This is a genomic window from Octadecabacter arcticus 238, from assembly GCF_000155735.2.
GTDB lineage: Bacteria > Pseudomonadota > Alphaproteobacteria > Rhodobacterales > Rhodobacteraceae > Octadecabacter > Octadecabacter arcticus.
Map to the genome: position 1 here is coordinate 633,822 of NC_020908.1, position 20,496 is coordinate 654,317.

Here is a 20,496-nt window from a genome sequence, read left to right on the forward strand (position 1 = left end):
GACACTATCCCTCATCATGGGGCATGCTGTCCAGCACCGCGCGCACAAATGGTCGTGTCAGGGGTTTGGATTGGGCCAGAGCCTCGCGGTCCAAGGTATCGACGATCCTGCGCACGGCGTTGAAGGAACGCGGCAAGTGCTTCATCAAAAACGCCACTGCATTTGGTGTCGGCGCAAGCTGGCGATCCGCAAAATGTTTAAGAAGTACAGCCGTTAGCAGCGGATCATCGGGATCGTCAATTGTAACGGATGTGATTGTCGACAGGCGGCTGGCCAAATCTGGCAGGGCGATGTCCCAGCGGGCAGGGGGCAATCGAGAGGTGAGCAGCAGAAAAAATCCTGCGCGTGACAAGGCATTGTAGACATGAAACAGCCATTCTTCGCCATCTGTGCGCAGCGCGTCTCCGTCCTCAAGGACAACATTGCTGTTCGGCAGATCCGTATCAGCGCGAACGTCCTTGGCGTTTATAATTGTTGCGCCGCTTTGGGCGGCAAACACCCGCGCGAGGTGGGTTTTGCCCGACCCCGCGGGCCCGATGATCGCCAGATTGTTGTTGGACCACGTTTGTGGGGTCTGCATCAGAACATAGGCCAGCGTGTTTGCGTCCGACACAAAGAAATCCGCCGCGCCCAGCCGCACATTTGTGGGCAGATCAAAGGCCATTTGACGTGCCATCTTAGCCGTCTTTCCCGACATGGCCTTTATACAACTGCCCCAATTTATATTCCGCGATCAAGAACCGCGCGACTACGCCGATGACGGCAGCCACCGGAACGGCGACCAACATTCCAACAAACCCAAGCAAGCTGCCAAAGACTGACAGCGCGAGGATCAGCCAAACAGGGTGCAAACCGACGGAATTCCCAACCAATTTCGGGGTCAGAATGTTGCCTTCGAAGAATTGCCCAAAGGCGAAAACGCCAGCGACGATGCTGATGCGCAGCCAGTTGATGCTATGTTGCACGGTTTCGCCATCAATAACTTCTGTGCCGCCCCACCATTGGAACAGGGCAAGGCCAATGGCTAACACACCACCGACCAAGGCGCCGATGTAGGGGATGAACGAAATTAAACCCGCGATGAATCCGACGATGAGGCCGAAATTCAGTCCGGCAAGCATCAGGGCGACAGCGTAATATGTACCCAAGATCACGCAGACGGTGCCTTGACCACGGATGAAAGACGCCAATGTGCGATCAATTTGGCGGGCGAGGTCACGCACAGTTTCTTGGTGGTCGCGCGGCAAAAGATTGTCGACTTGCGCCACCATGCGGTCCCAATCCATCAGCATGTAAAACGTCACGACAGGCACAATTACCAGTAAGACAACCACGTTGATCAGCCCCTGCGCAGAGCTGAGCAAAGCCGCCACAAGATCGCCACCGCGCGACTGGACAGCGTTGCCCAGTGACGTCATCTGATCCAACATAAATGTACCGTCCAGATCCAAATTCGGGAATCGACCTGACAGCCATTCTTTGAGGCTAACCCAGGTCTGCGGCAAGTCTTGGATGATCTCACCAATCGTGCTGATAAGCTGGCCCAACTGCCCGATTAGCGTCGGGACCACGAGCAAGAAAAGCAAGAAGAAGATCAAAACACCCGACAATGTAATGACGACGGTGGCCATAACGCGGCTCAGACCCCACTTTTCCAAGCGATCCGCTATAGGGTCAAGAAAATATGCAATCACACTGCCCAAGATGAACGGGGTCAGCACGGCGCCCAATGCCCAGAGCAGAAAGGCGAAGACTGCGGCGGCGATACCCCAGTATTGGAACTGTTTTTGTGACGGTAGGGCCATGATGTCTCTCTCACGCTTTGCCCCACCTAATTGGCGCAGCCTTGGCGCCTTTGCAACAAAAAGGCCCCATGCATTTTGCGCGGGGCCCAAATGGCGCTGATAACGCCGTTGTCGGCCTCGAGGTTTGCTATGATTATGGCCGCCATTTCGCCGGTGCCGTCTGCGATTGTGATGCCGCCGTCAGCGGATGTGATGCACAGGCGCTCGGCCTCATTGATTGGTTTGAAGTAGGTGGAGCCAGCTGGGAAATCACCACCCATCAAGACGCGGTCATCTACTGGGTACAACAAGATGTTGGTTAGCTGGCCTTTGTTTTCGGACAACAAGAGCGTTTCGACCGTGCCCTCTGGCAGGGTGTCAAAGGCAGCATTTATGGGCGCGTAAGCCGTGAATGCACATGGGCCCGCGAGCGTGTCAGCCAAGCCTGCCGCAGTCACTGCCGCGACCAGAGTCGTGAAGCGTTCATCGCCGGCCGCGATTTCTGTAATGGACCGGGCAGAAGCGGCCGCTCCAGCAATCGCGAACGTGGCCGCAGCGGCCATTGTTTTCAGATGTATCATGACAGTATCCCTTTTGTTTTTGCGTTGTGTATCAGGGATACGGTGAGGATTTGACTTTGGGTCACGTCCTTAACGCCACTGTGACAGGTTGAACTATTTGATCCATTCGCGAACGTAGCGCGTGCGACTTGCCCTTGCACGGGTGTCTGTTAGACGTCCTTGAACAATATTTGAAAGTGATCCCCATGCGCTTGAGTCGCTATTTCCTGCCCGTCCTCAAAGAATCACCTCGCGATGCGACGATCGTCAGCCACCAGTACATGCTGCGCGCTGGAATGATTAAGCAGTCGAGCGCGGGGATATATTCTTGGCTTCCGTTGGGGTTCAAGGTTCTCAAGCGGATCGAGCAGATCGTGCACGAAGAACAAGAACGCGCTGGTCACATCGCGATACAGATGCCAACGATCCAGTCGGCAGACTTGTGGCGAGAAAGCGGGCGCTATGAAGCTTACGGCGATGAAATGCTGCGCATCAAAGACCGCAATGGCAACGATCTTTTGTTCACGCCTACGGCTGAAGAACTGGTGACGGATATCTTCCGCAGTCACGTCGCGAGCTATAAATCCCTGCCAATGACGCTGTATCAGATTCAATGGAAATTCCGCGACGAACGCCGCCCGCGTTTTGGCGTCATGCGGGGCCGTGAATTTTATATGAAAGATGGCTACACATTTGATTTGACTAAAGAAGATGCGATGCATGCCTACAATCGCCATCTGGTCAGTTACCTGCGCACCTATGAGCGCATGGGGCTTCAGGCGATCCCGATGCGTGCGGCTTCAGGCCCGATTGGCGGCGATGACACGCATGAATTTTTGGTGCTGGCAGACACTGGTGAATCTGAGGTGTTCTACGACGCCGCCGTGACGGAGCTGTCCTTTGGGAACCGTGAAATTGATTATGATGACGTGGCGCAGTGTGCTGATGTAATGGAAGAATTCACCACGAAATATGCCCGCACCGACGAAACCCATGACCCCGCTTTGTTTGACGCAATCCCAGCGGATCGCCAGCGCACCGCGCGCGGCATTGAAGTCGGTCAAATCTTCTACTTTGGCACCAAATACTCCGACGCCATGGGTGCGACTGTGCAAGGACCAGATGGCAAACCAACGGCAGTTCATATGGGATCGCACGGCATTGGCGTGTCGCGACTTTTGGGCGCAATCATTGAAGCCAGTCATGACGACAAGGGCATCATCTGGCCCGAGGGCGTGACGCCGTTCCACGTCGGTATCGTTAACCTGAAACAAGGTGACGCCGACGCGGACGCAGCCTGTCAGTCGCTTTACGATGCTGTTGCGGCCTTGGGGCTTGAGGCGCTTTATGATGATCGCGACGAACGCGCGGGGTCAAAATTCGGCACGATGGATATGATCGGCCTGCCATGGCGCATCACCGTCGGTCCGCGTGGGTTAAAGAACGGTGTTGTCGAACTTACATCTCGCAAAACGGGCGAAAGTGAAGAGATGCCGCCGGAACAAGCGATTGCCAAAATCGGCGAAATTTATCGTGCCCAAGGTTTGGGCCGCGGCAAATCAAGCTAAAAGGCAGCACAATGGCAGGCAAAACCGCCCCCTTTTCCCGTTTCGAATGGATGATCGCGTGGCGCTATATTCGCGCCAAGCGTGCAGAAGGCGGCGTCAGCATTATGACGTGGATTTCATTGATCGGCGTAACGCTGGCAGTGTTCGCTTTGATCGCCGTTTTGGCGGTGCGCAGCGGCTTTCGTGCGGATTTCGTTGACACGATTGTCGGGGCCAATGCGCACCTGACCGTGCGCCAGAACTTCATGGAAACCGTGACGGTGACGCAGGGTGATCAATCGGTTGATGTCACCCGCCGCGTCGATACGATTGCCAATGGCGACGAACTTGCGGCGCAATTGCGCGCGATCGATGGCGTCACCCGCGCCGCACCAATTATTCGCGGCGAAGGTCTGGCAACGGTTGGCGCCCAAAGCAGCTTTGTGCAGGTCTACGGCATCACGCCCGATGATCTGCGTGACATTCCGCTGGTTCTGACCCCCCAGCAATCATCCGGATCGATTGATGACTTCGCCAATGGTGTCGCGCTGGGCTCAGGGGTTGCGAACAACCTTGGTGTCAGTGTTGGGGACCGGATCAATCTGCTGTCCGCCGAAGGGGTCAACACCGCCGCTGGTCGCAGCCCGCGCCGCAACACATTTGATGTTGTCTATATTTTCCAAACGGGTCGCTACATCACCGATATCAGCCGCGTTTATCTGCCACTGGCACAGGCCCAGACGTTTTACAGCCGCGACGGGGTCCACGACGAGATTGAGATCTACGTCGCCGACCCGGATCGCGTCGAAGACTGGATCAGCCCGCTGTACCGCGCACTAGGGCCGGAGGCGTTTTTGTACAGCTGGAAAGACAACGAAGGCGCATACCTGAGGGCGCTGACTGTTGAGGACAATGTGATGTTCGTCATCATGGCAATCCTTGTGCTGATTGCGTCAATGAACATCATCAGTGGGCTAATTATGCTGGTGAAAAACAAAGGCTGCGATATCGGAATTTTGCGCACAATGGGTCTGACCGAGGGGTCGATTTTGCGGATTTTCTTTATCTGCGGCGCGGGTCTGGGGACTGTTGGTACGATCCTTGGCGTGGTGCTGGGATGTCTGTTTGTGGTCTACATCGACCAGATTTTCGCACTGGTGAATTACGTCGCTGGGGGCGGCGTTTGGGACCCGTCAATTCGCGGCATCTATACGATTCCGGCGAAACTGGAACTCGACGATGTGCTCAAGGCTGTCGTGCTATCCCTGTCGCTTAGCTGGATCGTCACGATCTTTCCCGCCCGCCGCGCGGCGCGGATGAACCCTGTTGAGGCGCTGCGCTATGAATGATGTCACGCTAAAGGTCGAGGGGCTTAAAAAGGCCTACAACATGGGCAAACCGAACGAAGTACAGGTGCTGCAGGATGTATCCCTGCAAGTCGCTAAGGGGGAAGTCGTGGCCCTCGTCGCGCCGTCAGGTGCTGGTAAATCAACGCTGCTGCACATCGCAGGATTGCTGGATTCGCCGGACGACGGCACCGTGGCGATTGGCGGTGAAGATATGACCAAACTCGGCGATCGCAAACGCACGGCGGTGCGGCGCAACGATGTCGGGTTTATCTACCAATTTCACCATCTTTTGCCGGAATTTAGCGCACTTGAAAACATTGTGCTGCCGCAACTGGCGAACGGGATTGCGCAAGCTGATGCTCAAGCGCATGCCGTTGATTTACTGACCCGTGTCGGTGTTGAAACCCGCGCCGATCATCGCCCTGCGGAACTGTCGGGGGGCGAACAACAACGGGTTGCGTTTTGTCGTGCTTTGGCGAACAAACCCAAACTTTTGTTGGCGGATGAACCGACAGGCAACCTTGATCCTGGCACGTCGGACCGGGTGTTTGATGCGTTGATGGAACTGGTGCGATCGTCGGGGCTTTCGGTGCTGATCGCGACACATAATTTGGAACTGGCGGGGCGCATGGATCGCATTGTCAGGCTTGACGCAGGACTGATCGCTTGAAGGTATCTGTCTCCGAAATTGAGGACATCGCAAAGGCCGCCATGGTCGCGCACGGCGCGGGCGCTTGGCAGGCGGGCGAGGTGGCACAGGCCGTCGCGCGGGCCGAAGCATTTGGCAACGTCATTTGCGGGCTTTACTACCTTGAAAGCTACTGCACGCAGTTGAAATCCGGCCGCGTGGATGGACAAGCCGACCCTATCATCACGCGCCCCAAAGGCGGCCAAGTGATTGCGGATGCAAGGTACGGATTTGCGCAGCCGGCGTTCAGCCGTGGCTTGCCGCTCGCTGTTGCCGCCGCCCGCGAAAACGGCACCGCGACGCTGGCTGTTGCTCATGCACATACCTGCACATCGCTCGGGTTTTTCACCGAACAAATCGCAGCCGCAGGACTGATCGGGATCGGGTTTACCAACGCGTCACCGGTCGTGGCGCCCCCCAACGGCAAAGCGGCGGTGATCGGTACTAACCCGATTTCAATGTCCATTCCGAACGGTGGCATGCACTGGGATTTTTCAACGTCAGCAGTGGCTTTGGGCAAAATTACTATGGCCAAGGTGGCGGGCGAAAAGATCCCGCTTGGCTGGGCTGTGGACGCAGATGGAACGCCCACAACTGACCCGACCGCAGCGCTTTCAGGCGCGCTGGTCAGTTCTGGTGGCTACAAAGGCTGGGGTTTTGGATTGATGGCTGAAGTGCTGGCGGCAGGTATGACGGGATCGGTAAATTCGTTGGATGTCAGTGGCCTGAAGGTAGCAAACGGCAAGCCGCACGACCTTGGACAGTTTTACATTTTGATCGAACCGGGCGCAGATTTTGGTGCACGCTTGTCGCGCGTCGCACAAGCGGTCGCAGAACAGGACGGCGCGCGCATTCCGGGTCAAAACCGCCAGCCGATGACACAAATTGATGTGGCGGACGCGCTCTGGTCGGCATCACGCGCACTCGCGATGTGCTGACAAACACGTGACTGGTCGAACCTTTTATTGAGGTCACTCGTTTCTTAAGGACAACGTACGACCAACGAAAACAAAAGGTGTCTCCCATGCGTATTCTGTCCCTTGCTTTGCCGCTGGTTATTGCGGCGTCGCCTGTCACGGCCGGCCTGATCTCATTCGGTGGCAGTTGGAGCGAACAACGGCTGCAATTGTTTAGCTCCAACGATTATTCCTTTAATGGCGGCTCCCTCGATATTGTGTCTGATGGCGCAGTGTCGCTGGCGTGGACCCGCACTGGTCGCGGCGACTGGGGTGCGCGTGTTGCGTCGTGGAACTGGGCGGTCGATCAATCCGTTCCGGCGACGGATCTGCGGCTTAAGGGCGGCGATGACCGCAATATTTCCGTCTACTTCGTATTTCTACCAGAGGCCGACGCCGTCAATATGGAAAATGCCAACATCCGCCAGCTGAACGGCAACCCCAACGTGCGCATCCTGCAATACGTCTGGGGCGGCAATCATTCACGCGGCGACGTGCAGCAATCGCCCTATGCCCCCGGTCAGGGCGCCAATGTGATCCTGCGTCAGGCTGGAACTGGTCGCAATTCCGAAAGCGTCGATCTTGACCATGATTTCGCGACGGCATTTGGCGATGTGCCGGGCGCATTGGTCGGTATTGCGGTGTCTGCGGACAGTGATGACACAAATTCAATGATCCGCGCGTCGGTTTCCGATCTGGCTATTCTTTAATGAATGGATGTGAACGGCGCGTTAGCGTGCCGTTGATAAAACCCTCCGTTAATCACAAATACCAACTAGATCAGCATCTTCATGGACACCCAAAACCTCAACGGGTCTTGGCGTTTGTGTTGGATGCTGCACGGGCATCACTGCGGATAGCGCTTGATAAAGCCTTTCAGTTCGCGGTGCAGCAGGGGCCAATGTGCGACAGCAGATGAATTCTTCGACCAAGGAGGCCTGTTGTTCATACCCCATCGCAAGAAAGTCGATTTCTTCAGCTGGATCAAACAGATACGGATCAATCCCGGGTTTGTGTTCGGCCAATCCGCGAAACGGTGAATAGCCTGTGACGGCACGGTTTTGCCATTGCCAGACATGGGTCATTTCATGGGCGAAATACATCGCGCCAACCAGATTTATCCCTTCAGGATAACCGCTTACGTAGTCTGGCACGGTCCAATCAGGGCTGGTCAAAACGTGGGTCCACGCCACGGCACCCGCGGTGCGGGTTCGGATGGTTGGGCCGGACGGTGGTGGGGCGATCTTTTCGCGGCAGGTTATCTGTGGCCGTGCGGGGTAAATGCGCGTGGTCACGCCGATGACGCCGACCTCCAACAGTCTGACGTCGCTGGTGTTTAACGTGTCGCCCATAATTTGACCGATCAGGAGGTTCTCCGTATCGGTCGTGCCGCGTGCGCAGGCCGACAAGAGCAAAAAGGCGAGGATAATCCGCATGGATCAAAGATATGCCCGCGCTGGCTTGGTGCAAAGTACCATCTGCGCACAGCGCCTAGAAACGGTATGGGTCCCGAATGACATGGTGTGTCTGTGGATGCCGCTCTCCTGGGCAAACGAGGTACAGTATACTGGCCTCAATGAAGCAGCCACAAAGGAGAACGACAATGGCATATTATGTTGGATTGGACGTGTCCGTCAAAGAAACGTCGATTTGTATTATGGATGACAAGGGCGTTGTTGCGGCGCGCACGGATATCTCAACAGATCCAGATTTGATCACGAACTTTATCTCAAAGCACGCGCCTGACGTAGAGCGGGTTGTTCATGAGAGCGGCATTCTAGCGATTTGGTTGACCCGTGAGTTAGAGAAACGCGGCGTGCCGATCATTTGCATAGATGCGCGTCTCGCGCACAAAGCGTTGTCGGGGCGCATTAACAAATCCGATCAGGGCGATGCTGAAGGACTGGCTCAGTTGGCGCGAACGGGTTGGTTCACTCAGGTCCATATCCGCAGCGAGGCATCGGAGCGCGTGCGCGTTCTCATTGGTGCCCGCGAGCGGCTGATCCGTATGCGTAAGGATCTTGAAGGTCATGTACGTGGCGTTCTCAAGGTGTTCGGTGTTTGCATGACGTCGGTTGGAACGGGGAAGTTGCGAAGGGACTTTCGAGATCAGCTCGCAGCTGCGGCGGATACGGATCCGGCGATTGCGCTGTTGTCAGAAACATTCATCCCTCTGCACAAGACACTCTGCATTGCCAGAGATGCGCTGGACGACCAAGTAAGGATGATGGCGCGAGAAAGTGAGCTGGCGCGTCGACTGATGACCGTACCAGGAGTTGGTCCCATCGTGGCGTTGGCATATATCGCGACACTGGATGATGAAAAACGGTTCAGGAAATCGGTCGATGTTGGGGCTTTCCTTGGCCTCACACCAAAACGCCATCAATCGGGCGAGGTGGATTGGTCGGGTAAAATATCCAAATGCGGTGATTGTGATATGCGCCGATTATTATACTCAGCCGCATCAACATTGATCAGTTGCACGAGAAAGTCCTCTCGTTTGAAAGAGTGGGCAACAAAGTTAGCCGAGCGCAAAGGGCACAAGAAAGCAGCCGTGGCAGCCTCCCGGAAAATTGCTGTCCTCCTACATTGCCTCTGGCGAAACGAAACCGTGTTTGAGCCTGGAATGGGGGGCGCCAGCTGAGAGATTGAGATTTTGAATACCTGCCCGAGAGACAAGGGGTAGGTTCGACGTCCTCCGGGACGGAGGCAGATCGAGCCAGAAAAGCGGCTGAGGTGGGCAAATCCCAACCTCGTGAATGACATTTTGGCAGATCAGTCCCGTACGCCATCAGGAGGCAGGATAATCCCTGACCTCGTAGAGAACCACGGACCCGGAAGACACAGAACCTAACACCCTTGACTTAACCACAGACAGAGAGCTGATCTGGATCAAAGCGCTGCACGGAGGCATTGCTAGATTGGGCCGAAACAGAAGGATGCCAAAATGAAAACCCTATGGATTGCCCCGCTGCTTTTGGTGGGATGTGTTGAACAAGAATTGGACGTGGGTGCCGAGGCTGGGGCGGTCTTGTTCCAAGCCAATTGCGCATCGTGCCACGGGACGGACGCGCGCGGTATGGGGGAACTAGGGCGGCAGTTGTCGATCATGCCCCCAGATCTGACCGTTTTGGCGGCAAACAATGGGGGCGCATTCCCACGCGACTACGTGCTGGGTGTGATCGACGGATTTGATCGTCGACCCCACTTTAGCGACGCAATGCCGGAATTCGGCGCTGGCGACATGGGGCCGACGATCATTGTCGAAGAAGACGGCTTGGGCACACCCATCCCTGCGCGCCTGCTTGCACTGGCAACGTATCTGGAGACGATTCAGGAATAGGGTGTCGCGCTGGCCTATTTCGCCTTTTTACCCGCGATCATGATGCCGTCTTTGTTGGCATTGCTGTTAGCCGTCGCAGCGACTTTGACCTTCTCTTTTTTTGGCTTTTTGACTTCGCGCTTGTTGGCGCCTGTACCTTTGGACATGGGGAGTTCTCCTGATCGGATTCCCGCGCCACGGTTGCGGCGCTGGGTCGATGCCAGTCGGAGGGCAGGGTTGCCTGATGTGTCCTTGTCGGCACGTCAGGGCGATGCGGCCTAGCGGCAGCGGGTGGGCACATGTGTGCTGGACCTGCGTGAATAATGTGGGCTTTGGCAGGGTGTTTGGCAAGGGGGATGGTGTGAGGCTGCTTATTCCAGCCTCAAAGTCAAATCTACGATCTGGAAAAGCCCGAACCGCCCCTTTGAGCGGGCGCGAGCTATTGCAAAGTATGTGATTGGATTGCCTTAGTGATTAGAACTTATGGGATTTGTGAAAATGGGCTTGGATACTGACGCATCCGAATACTTCGAGTTGTTAAAGCACGATTTGTTCACTTTACGTATTGAGTGGCGCATGTATCGATCGTTCTTTGGGACCAACTTAGAAACGGTCGAAATGCTGAACGACGTGTCTGGGTCTACCGCTCATACTTTGGAACGCGTCCTGTTTGAGCGCTGCTTACTTGGTATTCGACGAATGACCGACCCTTCCTCTGGAAGAAACCGATCTACGGAGGCTGTTACGATAAAGGGCCTCTCAAAGCGGATAGATTTAGCCGACACAGAATTGAAGAAGCTCGTGAGTGACGCTGAGCGAGCAGCAAGCTTCGCTAGAAACTGGTCTTCAAAAAGAATTGCCCACGCAGATCTTGAATACCGCCTAGGAGGAGCGAAATTAGAAACCGCGAGCAGAGCAAAAGTTGAAACTGCAATTGATGGTATTGCAGCGGTCATCAAGTAGGTTTCTTTGGAGTATCTTGATGTTCATCAGGTTACCCACGTACTGCCGCCACTAGATGATGAAAGGTCGTTTCTTAAGGCCATCTTCTTTGGTCAGAGAGAACTTAGAAGACTAGAGGCACTTAGAAAAACATTGCTGGCCGACGAAAAGTACGCCGAACTTGATTCGGTCCGTAAAGAAACCGCCAACTACCCCGATTGGTTGGAACGCAATGATCCGCCAACTGACTAAGTTCAAACATCCAGCTCCAAAACAAACTTAGCGTTTTCCTGAATGTACTGGAATCGCATTTCTGGCTTTTTGCCCATCAAACGCTCGACCAGATCGGCGGTTTCGCCTGCTTCGTCTTCGTCGATGGACACGCGGATCAGTTTTCGCGACGTCGGGTCCATTGTGGTTTCTTTCAGATCTTTTGCGTCCATTTCGCCCAGACCCTTAAAGCGCGATACGTCCATTTTGCCGGACCCTCCGAGGCCACGGGCCAGAACGGCGTTCTTTTCCGCCTCGTCCAGACAATATTCGCGCCGCGCCCCTTGGGTGACGCGAAACAGCGGCGGGCAGGCAAGGTACAAGTGCCCAGCGTCGATCATCGGGCGCATCTGGCTAAAGAAGAACGTCATCAACAACGCGGCGATGTGCGCGCCGTCCACGTCCGCGTCGGTCATGATGATGACCTTGTCGTAGCGCAGATCATCGACGTTGAATTTCGCCCCGAGCTGCACGCCGAGGGCTTGGGTAAGATCACTGATTTCCGAGTTTGTGCCGATTTTTGACGACGCCGCCCCAAGCACGTTGAGGATCTTACCGCGCAGCGGCAGCAACGCCTGATTCTTCCGGTTGCGGGCCATTTTGGCGGACCCGCCCGCGCTGTCGCCCTCAACAATAAACAATTCGGTGCCGTCGCGGGTTTTGGACGAACAATCGGTTAGCTTGCCGGGCAGACGCAATTTTTGCGTCGCGGTTTTGCGCGAGGTTTCTTTTTCCTGTTTGCGGCGCAGGCGTTCTTCGGATCGCAATACGAGGAAGTCGAGGATGGCACCCGCAGATTTGGTATCCGCGGCCAGCCAATTGTCGAAATGGTCCGCAACGGCAAGCTGCACCATGCGCTGCGCGTCCGTCGTCGCAAGGCGGTCTTTGGTTTGGCCAACGAATTCAGGATCACGGATGAAACACGACACCAGCGCGCCCGCGCCAGTCGTCAAATCCTCACGCGTGATGTTGGTGGCCTTCTTGTTGTTGACCCGTTCGCCGTAGGATTTGATGCCCTTCAGGACGGCGGCCCAAAAACCCTGTTCATGCGTGCCGCCTTCGGGCGTGGGCACGGTGTTACAGTATGATTGGATGAAACCGTCGCGCGTTGGCGTCCAGTTGATCGCCCATTCTACCTTGCCAGGAACGTTGAATTTATCAGTGAAATCAACGGTTCCCGCGAACGGTTTGTCAGAATAGGTCGTGGCACCGGCCAGCGTTTCGTTGAGGTAATCCGCCAATCCACCGGGGAACTTGAACGTCGCTTCCTGCGGGGTTTCGCCATCGTTGATGTCGGTTTTCCAACGGATTTCGACACCCGAAAAAAGGTAGGCCTTGGATCGCGCCATTTTGAACAGACGCGCTGGTTTCAGTTCAAGACTGCCGAAGATTTCGGGGTCGGGGTGGAAAGTAACGGCCGTGCCGCGCCGATTTGGCGCCGCGCCGATTTTCGCCAAGGGCGCCTGTGGCACACCGCGCGAAAATTCCATCATGAACAGTTCTTTGTTGATCGCGACTTCGACCCGTAAATGATCCGATAGCGCGTTAACAACCGAAGAACCAACGCCGTGCAAACCACCTGAAGTCTGATAGCTATCGCCAGAAAACTTACCGCCAGCATTCAGGGTGCAAAAGATGACTTCAAGCGCGGATTTGTTGGGCAGTTTCGGGTGCATTCCAACCGGAATCCCGCGTCCGTTGTCGCGCACTGTGACGTGGCCGTTGGCGTGCAGTTCGACTTCGATCCACGTGGCGTGGCCAGCGACCGCCTCGTCCATCGAGTTATCGACAATTTCAGCCACCATGTGATGCAGTGCGCGGTCGTCTTTGCCGCCGATATACATGCCGGGGCGCAGGCGCACGTGTTCCATATCCTCCAACACCTCGATTGAGGAGGCGTCATAGTTGGACGGCGTTTGTCCGCTTAAAAGATCGTTTGCCATTGTCTGCTCTGCTCTTGTTGGTTGGGTCATATTGTGGCGTAAACGGCGGGCGGGGGCAATCGGTTGTGTCAGATTGCCCGACGTTTGATTGGCGAAGAAAGGGTAAAGATGCGGGTATTTTTTACAGGCGGCAGTGGCAAGGCGGGACGGCATGCGATTCCGGTACTGCAAGCGGCGGGGCACCGTGTTGTAAACATTGATCAAGTGGCGAGCGGGCTGGCGAACACGCCCGAACTGTTGGTTGATCTGTGCGACAGTGGGCAGGTTTTTGGTGCGATGTCGCAATGGGCTGATTTTGACGAACTCGACAGCGCGCCGCAACCCTACGACGCGGTTGTGCATTTTGCTGCCGTGCCGCGGATCATGATTGGCACGGACGGTGTCGCGTTTCAGCAAAACACGCAAAGCACCTATAATGTGATTGAGGCCGCTGTGAAGCTTGGCATCCGCAAGATTATTTTCGCAAGTTCCGAGACCACATATGGTGTCTGCTTTGCTGCGGGTGAGGTGCTGCCGGACTACATTCCCGTTGATGAAAACCACCCGACCGTGCCCCATGACAGTTATGCCATGTCCAAAGTTTGCAACGAAGCGACAGCGCGGTCGTTTCAGGCGCGATCTGGGGTCGATATTTACGGGCTGCGGATCAACAATGTGATTGAGCCGCATGAGTACGCTGAAAACTTTCCGGCCTTTGTGGACGATCCGGCGCTGCGCCGCCGCAATATATTCGCCTACATCGATGCCCGTGATCTGGGTCAAATGGTGACCTGTTGCCTTGCCACGGATGGTCTGGGGTATCAGGTGTTTAACGTGGCCAACGACGACAGTTCGGTTGCGTTGCCAAGTGCGCAGGTGCGGGAACGGTTTTATGCTGGCGTTCCCGTGGTCTCAGATATGGACGAGTTTGAGACGTTCTATTCCAATAAGAAGGCCAAGCAGATGGTCGGGTTTGCACCACAATTCGGTTGGCGGGATGCCACCCTGAAACAGGGCTAACCCTTTGCGCCAAGGCCCAGTTTCATCAATGTTTTGCGCAGTGGCGCCAGACCATAAACTGCCTCGATCCCCTTGGCGCGAAGATCACGCAAGAGAGGGTTTTCGGCTTGCGAAGCGCGGTTCAACAGGCTGACCCCTCTGACCCGCAGGCTGATGTCTGGGTGGCGGGAGCGGTGGTATTTCGCCAGCATGTCAGCGCTGCCAAAGGTGTCGCGGTCGGCTTGCGCCAGATCAAGCAGACTGGCCACGTCAGACAATGACATGTTCAACCCCTGCGCGCCGATGGGGGGGACGACATGGGCCGCTTCTGCGACCAAAGCCACACGTTCACCAGTCATCCTATCCGCGATTTGGCTGATGATCGGCCAGACCATGCGCGGACTGGCCAGTGTCAGGGGGCCGTAGGTTCCGGCGGATCGCAGGGTCGCTTCTACGTTGAATTCCGGTTCAGGCAACATGGCGAGGCGGTTTGCCTGCGGCCCGTCTTTCATCCAGACCACGGCGGAGCAGGGCTTGCCGTCATGATCGGGCAGTGGGACTAAGGTAAACGGGCCACCACTGCGGTGAATTTCGGTCGACACATTGTTGTGCGGGGCTTCATGCGTCACCGCAAAAGTAACCGCTTTTTGCCCGTACCTCGTGGTTTTGGATTCAATTCCAGCGGCTTGGCGCACAGGGCTGTGGCGCCCGTCAGCACCGATCACCAGTTTGGCGGTGATGCGGGTGCCATCGGTAAGTGTCACGCGCGCCTCATTGGTGCGGGTCAACAGGGTGGCGAAGCCGACGCCTGAGCGGAAATCGACGTTGGGCAATTCGGCGATCCGCGCAACAATCTCACGGCGCAGCAGCCAGTTCGACAGGTTCCAGCCGAACGGCAGATCAGAAATATCGGCCGCGTCAAAATCACGGGTCATGCGCGGGATCGGTTCGGCGCCACCCGCATCGACGATCCGCATGATCTGCAGCGGAGTGGCAAAGGGCGCAAGACGATTCCAAAGGCCAGCAGCCATCAGAAATTCGCGGGCCGGTTGCAGGAACGCTGTCGTGCGCAGGTCCGCGCCTTTGACTGCTTGATCCGTGATCGGCGGCATCGGGTCCGCGATCACGACAGAAAAGCCAGCCGCACCGAATGCAGCCGCCGCAGTGAGCCCCGCGACACCGCCGCCTGAAATGAAGATATCTGTCGTTACAGCTGTTTTAATCATATAAGTAAACATAGGCCCAAGGGTGGCTAGCGGAAAGGTATGTCAGACCAACTGCGACAAGAAGGCAGTCAGGTCGCTGGTGTGGTGGTGGATGTGGTCATGGTGTTCCGATTTCGGTGCCACATGCACCGTGCGCATGCCCATGGCGTGCGGCGCTGCGAGGTTGCGAATGTCATCTTCAAACATCGCACCCTGCGCGGGTGGGAGTTTGTCCAGCGCAAAGACCGCCTCAAACGCCGCTTGTTCAGGTTTGGGACGATAGCCGGCATGCTCAACCCCATAAACAGCATCAAACACGCCGTCTAACGCACGCGCTGCCAGCACATTGCGCGCATAGGGCGCGGTGCCGTTGGTGTAGACGATTTTGCGACCGGGGAGGGCGCGGATCAGGTCGGCCAATTCAGGGGCAGGCGGCAGGACGGAAAAGTCTATGTCATGGACAGCGATTAGGAACGGATCAGGGTCAATATCGTGTTCGGCCATCAGCCCCGCAAGGGTGGTGCCATAGCTTTTCCAATAGTGATCGCGCAGACGGTTCGCCTCAACGTGATCAACCTTCAGGGCCTCTGAGACATAGTCGGTCATCAGGACTTCGATCTGGCCAAACAGCGCAGCCTCTGGTGGGTAAAGCGTGTTGTCGAGATCAAAGACCCATGCACGCACGTGAGAGAATGAGGATTTGACCATAAGGTACCTTTTATTTTTGCATGTTTGTTTCTGTCAGGCGGGATTTGCAACGGGTTGATACCGTGAAGCACCGTAGCGTACAATTCGCGAAACCAAGGGAGCCCAAATGACCAGCATGAGATCGCCACAAAAAGACGCCTATGAGATGATTCTAGAGGCGATTGATACCGGAACCTACAAACCGGGAAGCCGTCTGGTGGAGAGCGAGTTGGCAGAACGGTTCGGCGTGTCACGCACCCCTATTCGGGAGGCATTACAACGGCTTGAAACACAAAGCCTGTTGTCGCGAGATGGGCGGTCGTTGATTGTGGCGTCCCTTGATCACAGCCAGTTGAGCGAATTATACGTGGTGCGCGGGGCCTTGGAAGGCTTGGCGGCGCGTTTGGCGGCGCGACATTCTACACCCGAAGAATTGGCTGTTTTGCGCCATATGTTGGAAGCAGATCGCGCGTTGGTCGGTGATCCCGATGCGATGAGCCGCGCAAACCGACGGTTTCATAAGCAAATTCACCTTGCCAGTCACAATCGGTTTTTGGTGCAGCAGCTTGATCTTGTGCACCGCTCCATGGCGCTTTTGGCGTCTACGTCGATTGCGGTTGAGGGGCGTCCGACCGACACGATGGTCGAACACGAACGGATTGTGAAGGCGATTGAAATGGGGGATGGTGACGCGGCCGATCTGGCGCTGCGCGAACACATTTCGCAGGCATTTACTATTCGGCTGCGATTGGATGCTGAGGCGGTTCAGGCGGGGCGCTAGGCGCGTCCCTGCTAGATCTGGTCGTGGCAAGCTGGGTAGGGGCAAATATCCCGTGGGACGTCTTGTCCCAATAGAATGGTTTTGTGGCCAGTTCAAAAATACCCTTATAGGCAGCCAACGCCGCGAGCGGGAAGTATAGGTGTAGCGTCGGCGTCCATTTGATCAGGTCGCGTTTGCCAGCCGACGTCACGGCGATTGCAGACACTGTGATGCCAATGACTTCGGACAACAAAAAGGTGCCCGCAAATGTCAGGGCGGCATTCGGGCTGAGCACACCGTCAAGTGGGTGCGGCACCCCGAACACCAATAACCAGAACGACCACAACAGCGGTGCAAGCAGGAATTGTGAGATTGTTCCAGCGAACAACAACTGCACGCCAAAGAACTGCCATGCGCCAAGATCGCGCCATAATTTCAATGGGCTGCGCATATGGACACCGTACGTGATCGCATAGCCCTTGAGCCAACGAGATCGCTGTTTCACCCACGGCCAAGCGCGTGCGTTGGCTTCTTCTTGGGTGACGGTGTCGATTATTTCGGTGCGGTAGCCGTGGCGGGCCAAACGGATGCCTAGGTCCGCGTCCTCTGTAACATTATGAGCGTCCCAGCCGCCAAGTTTTTCGAGTGTATAGGTTCAGGTGTTTTGAGACTCACACGACTTTGGCCTGAGTGATTCGAATGTACTCCATTGGTGTCTTGCCTTTCAAGGCATGATGAGGCCTGAATGTGTTGTATTTATCGACGGCTTTTCGAAGTTCAAACCGCATCGCTCCTATGCTGTCGGCAATGAGATCACGACATGCATAGAACTCTTTGCGGAAGGTGCGGTTACCGCGCTCGACACCACCGTTGTATTTTGGCCTTGCTGGCGGCAGCACAATGAGCGGGATCTCCATCTGTTCGCACGCTGTCTCAAAATCGGCCATAAACTCAGACCCGCCATCGACTTGAATTGAGATGATCTTATAGGGAGCTATTTCCACGAGTTCTTGCAAAAACCGTTTGGCAGAGCGTGCCGTGGCATTCGAATAAACTTGCGCGTGGATATGCTTGCTACACCTCTCCCAGGCTTGAAAGTGTTTGCACGTGACGCCGTTCTTCGTGGCAGTCATATGATCGATCTGCACACGCTCGCCAACCACAATATCTTTGTAATCCCTATATTTCCATCCCTTGGCATGCCCCTTGGAAAAATTACGCTTGCGCTTTTGGGGCGCAGATCTTGATCGTGTGATCAGGCCTTTTTTCCTTAGAAAGCTCAAAATGCGCCCCACGGTGCTATCGCTCATGGTTTGCTTTTTGTCGCGACGCAAGATGGCTGTATAGGTTCAGGTGTTTTGAGACTCACACGACTTTGGCCTGAGTGATTCGAATTTACTCCATTGGTGTCTTGCCTTTCAAGGCATGATGAGGCCTGAATGTGTTGTATTTATCGACGGCTTTTCGAAGTTCAAACCGCATCGCTCCTATGCTGTCGGCAATGAGATCACGACATGCATAGAACTCTTCGCGGAAGGTGCGGTTACCGCGCTCGACACCACCGTTGTATTTTGGCCTTGCTGGCGGCAGCACAATGAGCGGGATCTCCATCTGTTCGCACGCTGTCTCAAAATCGGCCATAAACTCAGACCCGCCATCGACTTGAATTGAGATGATCTTATAGGGAGCTATTTCCACGAGTTCTTGCAAAAACCGTTTGGCAGAGCGTGCCGTGGCATTCGAATAAACTTGCGCGTGGATATGCTTGCTACACCTCTCCCAGGCTTGAAAGTGTTTGCACGTGACGCCGTTCTTCGTGGCAGTCATATGATCGATCTGCACACGCTCGCCAACCACAATATCTTTGTAATCCCTATATTTCCATCCCTTGGCATGCCCCTTGGAAAAATTACGCTTGCGCTTTTGGGGCGCAGATCTTGATCGTGTGATCAGGCCTTTTTTCCTTAGAAAGCTCAAAATGCGCCCCACGGTGCTATCGCTCATGGTTTGCTTTTTGTCGCGACGCAAGATGGCCCCTATTTTCTCCTTACCGTAGGTTTCATTGTCGCGGCGGGCCTCAAGCACCAATTGCTTTTCTGCCTCGCCCCACTGTGACTTGTTGCAGCGTTTGGGAGCCTTTGAAGGCGGTATGATTGCCTGCGCCAAATCCTTCAAAATACGCTTGTGACGGTAATATGTCGCGCGCGAGATGCCGACGAATTCAGCGCACTTTGATAGAGAAACGCCCTCTGTACGTAAGTCGTCCCATTGCCGAACCTGACCTTCGTATTTGATACGGTACACGTCCAAACATTCTTGTGTCCGCGCCCAAGCATAAAGTTTATAAACGTTCTTGTGCAGTCCGATGATTTGCATATTGGCCTCGTGAGCTGGTTTCTTTCAATTCTCAGTCTCCGAGGTCGCCTAAATCTTGGCAACAAAATTTTGTCTCACATCTATCTGAACTTATTCAGACCCTGATCGCGCGCATCCAGAACGGCAATTGCGTCGCGGCGAGAGCGTTTTGCCATCATCGGCTTCGAGTACCAAACAAACATCAAGCAGGTCGGTGGGGTAGTCCAGCTGTGAAAGCCGTTTGATCAAGGCACCTGCGATGTCACGTTCGTGAAACAGCGGTACCAGAATTGTGACGATGGGCAGATGCGCCAGTTGTGGGTTGGCGGGGATCGGGCCGCTGGGCTTGGGAAAGAGATGTAGAACGGCCGCCGCGGCCTTCAGGATTGTGTTCAGGATCAGCGTGAAAACCGCCCAGCCGCATAACACCAAAAAGCTGATTTGCGGCCAGACGATCAAGCACGACATAATCGTCAGTACAGCGCTGAGCCCCCAGCAAAATGCCTTTCCAGCGTTCCAGCCGCGACAGGATTCGTGCTGCTGTGTCCGCAATTCTGCATTGTGCATCAGGCTCTTATGACACATCCGGCTGAGCGCTGCGTCAAGATTGTCTGTGGTGACAATTGCCAGATGGACGGGGCCAAATATCGCGACCAAAGTGTCACGGACCCGCAGGAAATGATCTGGTGACGTGGCGAGAACCGTGACGCGCCCCGACACGGATCGCCACGGCAAAACGCGGTGTTTCAGGCAAAGTTGCGCGCCAAACCGTTCAATAAGGCGCGGATCAGCGGGGTTTAGAACGGGGTTGACGACGCTCGTGCCAACCAACCCCGCTTGGATCTGCGCGAGTGTTGTTGGTGGTAGTCCAAGCCTGTGGCGCAGCGCATCATTGATCGCCGCAGAATTGCGACGTGCGACATCTTTTTCACCAAACGCACGCGCGGCACGCACACCATCATGGCCCAACACGTCGCCGCTCGAACGCGGAGCAGCAAGCCTGCTTGCCATATCATCTTGCGTCGGCAACCTGCGTTGCCGAACAGTGCTAAACTTCAAAGCCATTTCAGCCTATTACCTGTCCCGCGTCCACTCTGGATGATGAACCGTTAACGAGGCGTTAAAGGCCTGTCTGCTTTGGATGATCTCG

The 20,496-nt window shown here is 55.5% G+C and carries 21 protein-coding genes and 2 pseudogenes; 11 read left to right on the forward strand and 12 right to left on the reverse strand.

The window, feature by feature from the left end:
* Positions 1–4: 4 nt before the first annotated feature.
* From OA238_RS03280 to OA238_RS03290, 3 genes are read right to left on the reverse strand one after another with little or no spacing between them, the layout of a single operon-like run.
* On the reverse strand, positions 5–676 hold the full coding sequence (locus OA238_RS03280; protein ID WP_015494070.1) for an HdaA/DnaA family protein: 672 nt from the start codon (positions 674–676) through the stop codon (positions 5–7).
* A gap of 1 nt (position 677) precedes the next feature.
* Positions 678–1,805, reverse strand: coding sequence for an AI-2E family transporter (locus tag OA238_RS03285; protein ID WP_015494071.1), 1,128 nt, complete (start codon positions 1,803–1,805; stop codon positions 678–680).
* Positions 1,806–1,831: 26 nt separating this feature from the next.
* Positions 1,832–2,365 (reverse strand): fasciclin domain-containing protein, encoded by a 534-nt coding sequence (locus OA238_RS03290; RefSeq protein WP_015494072.1) that lies wholly within the window; start codon positions 2,363–2,365, stop codon positions 1,832–1,834.
* Between the two features lie 185 nt (positions 2,366–2,550).
* Here OA238_RS03290 and proS point away from each other — a divergent pair, with 185 nt between their 5' ends.
* The 5 genes from proS (at position 2,551) to OA238_RS03315 (ending at position 7,594) form a co-directional block, all read left to right on the forward strand.
* On the forward strand, positions 2,551–3,912 hold the full coding sequence (gene proS, locus OA238_RS03295) for a proline--tRNA ligase (protein ID WP_015494073.1): 1,362 nt from the start codon (positions 2,551–2,553) through the stop codon (positions 3,910–3,912).
* Positions 3,913–3,923: 11 nt separating this feature from the next.
* Positions 3,924–5,240, forward strand: a complete 1,317-nt coding sequence (locus OA238_RS03300) for an ABC transporter permease (protein WP_015494074.1) — start codon at positions 3,924–3,926, stop codon at positions 5,238–5,240.
* On the forward strand, positions 5,233–5,910 hold the full coding sequence (locus OA238_RS03305) for an ABC transporter ATP-binding protein (protein WP_015494075.1): 678 nt from the start codon (positions 5,233–5,235) through the stop codon (positions 5,908–5,910). The genes OA238_RS03300 and OA238_RS03305 overlap by 8 nt, the downstream gene beginning before the upstream one ends.
* Positions 5,907–6,866 (forward strand): Ldh family oxidoreductase, encoded by a 960-nt coding sequence (locus tag OA238_RS03310; RefSeq protein ID WP_015494076.1) that lies wholly within the window; start codon positions 5,907–5,909, stop codon positions 6,864–6,866. Before OA238_RS03305 ends, OA238_RS03310 begins: the two co-directional genes overlap by 4 nt.
* An 86-nt stretch (positions 6,867–6,952) precedes the next feature.
* Positions 6,953–7,594, forward strand: coding sequence for a DUF3047 domain-containing protein (locus OA238_RS03315; protein WP_015494077.1), 642 nt, complete (start codon positions 6,953–6,955; stop codon positions 7,592–7,594).
* Positions 7,595–7,642: 48 nt separating this feature from the next.
* On the opposite strand, the gene OA238_RS03320 is transcribed toward OA238_RS03315, so the two are convergent.
* Entirely contained in the window at positions 7,643–8,320 is a 678-nt protein-coding gene (locus OA238_RS03320) for a hypothetical protein (RefSeq protein ID WP_015494078.1), read from the reverse strand.
* Positions 8,321–8,487: 167 nt separating this feature from the next.
* Between OA238_RS03320 and OA238_RS03325 the strand changes: the two genes are divergently transcribed.
* On the forward strand, positions 8,488–9,528 hold the full coding sequence (locus OA238_RS03325; protein WP_015494079.1) for an IS110 family RNA-guided transposase: 1,041 nt from the start codon (positions 8,488–8,490) through the stop codon (positions 9,526–9,528).
* 303 nt (positions 9,529–9,831) lie between these two features.
* On the forward strand, positions 9,832–10,227 hold the full coding sequence (locus tag OA238_RS03330) for a c-type cytochrome (RefSeq protein ID WP_015494080.1): 396 nt from the start codon (positions 9,832–9,834) through the stop codon (positions 10,225–10,227).
* A gap of 14 nt (positions 10,228–10,241) precedes the next feature.
* On the opposite strand, the gene OA238_RS34410 is transcribed toward OA238_RS03330, so the two are convergent.
* Positions 10,242–10,373: a hypothetical protein gene (locus OA238_RS34410; RefSeq protein ID WP_085982727.1), complete on the reverse strand. Its 132-nt coding sequence runs from the start codon at positions 10,371–10,373 to the stop codon at positions 10,242–10,244.
* 316 nt (positions 10,374–10,689) lie between these two features.
* On the opposite strand from OA238_RS34410, the gene OA238_RS03335 reads away from it, so the two are divergent.
* Entirely contained in the window at positions 10,690–11,169 is a 480-nt protein-coding gene (locus OA238_RS03335) for an AbiU2 domain-containing protein (protein ID WP_044036211.1), read from the forward strand.
* 6 nt (positions 11,170–11,175) lie between these two features.
* The gene (locus tag OA238_RS31380; RefSeq protein ID WP_144055816.1) at positions 11,176–11,400 is read left to right on the forward strand and encodes a hypothetical protein; all 225 of its coding nucleotides are present in this window, start codon (positions 11,176–11,178) and stop codon (positions 11,398–11,400) included.
* 2 nt (positions 11,401–11,402) lie between these two features.
* Here the strand turns inward: OA238_RS31380 and OA238_RS03340 are convergent, their stop codons facing one another.
* Positions 11,403–13,361 (reverse strand): DNA gyrase/topoisomerase IV subunit B, encoded by a 1,959-nt coding sequence (locus tag OA238_RS03340; RefSeq protein ID WP_044036213.1) that lies wholly within the window; start codon positions 13,359–13,361, stop codon positions 11,403–11,405.
* Positions 13,362–13,469: 108 nt separating this feature from the next.
* Here OA238_RS03340 and OA238_RS03345 point away from each other — a divergent pair, with 108 nt between their 5' ends.
* Positions 13,470–14,360 carry an NAD-dependent epimerase/dehydratase family protein gene (locus tag OA238_RS03345; protein WP_044036215.1) on the forward strand — a complete coding sequence of 297 codons (891 nt, stop codon included), beginning with the start codon at positions 13,470–13,472 and terminating at the stop codon, positions 14,358–14,360.
* Here the strand turns inward: OA238_RS03345 and OA238_RS03350 are convergent.
* On the reverse strand, positions 14,357–15,565 hold the full coding sequence (locus tag OA238_RS03350) for a UbiH/UbiF family hydroxylase (protein ID WP_044036216.1): 1,209 nt from the start codon (positions 15,563–15,565) through the stop codon (positions 14,357–14,359). The two genes, OA238_RS03345 and OA238_RS03350, sit on opposite strands and share 4 nt — an antisense overlap.
* Before the next feature lie 42 nt (positions 15,566–15,607).
* Positions 15,608–16,252 carry a pyrimidine 5'-nucleotidase gene (locus tag OA238_RS03355; protein ID WP_015494083.1) on the reverse strand — a complete coding sequence of 215 codons (645 nt, stop codon included), beginning with the start codon at positions 16,250–16,252 and terminating at the stop codon, positions 15,608–15,610.
* Positions 16,253–16,358: 106 nt separating this feature from the next.
* On the opposite strand from OA238_RS03355, the gene OA238_RS03360 reads away from it, so the two are divergent.
* A complete protein-coding gene (locus OA238_RS03360; protein WP_015494084.1) occupies positions 16,359–17,012 on the forward strand; it encodes a GntR family transcriptional regulator in 654 nt (217 codons plus the stop codon).
* On the opposite strand, the pseudogene OA238_RS03365 reads toward OA238_RS03360, so the two are convergent.
* The 4 genes and pseudogenes from OA238_RS03365 to OA238_RS03380 form a co-directional block, all read right to left on the reverse strand.
* A pseudogene (locus OA238_RS03365) lies at positions 16,966–17,625 on the reverse strand (glycosyltransferase family 2 protein); the annotation flags it as partial. The gene OA238_RS03360 and the pseudogene OA238_RS03365 sit on opposite strands and share 47 nt — an antisense overlap.
* A gap of 37 nt (positions 17,626–17,662) precedes the next feature.
* Positions 17,663–18,331: pseudogene (locus tag OA238_RS03370) on the reverse strand (integrase core domain-containing protein); the annotation flags it as partial.
* A gap of 55 nt (positions 18,332–18,386) precedes the next feature.
* On the reverse strand, positions 18,387–19,367 hold the full coding sequence (locus OA238_RS03375) for an integrase core domain-containing protein (RefSeq protein WP_015494085.1): 981 nt from the start codon (positions 19,365–19,367) through the stop codon (positions 18,387–18,389).
* Positions 19,368–19,457: 90 nt separating this feature from the next.
* Positions 19,458–20,357 (reverse strand): GspE/PulE/PilB domain-containing protein, encoded by a 900-nt coding sequence (locus tag OA238_RS03380; protein WP_187293139.1) that lies wholly within the window; start codon positions 20,355–20,357, stop codon positions 19,458–19,460.
* Between the last annotated feature and the right edge of the window lie 139 nt (positions 20,358–20,496).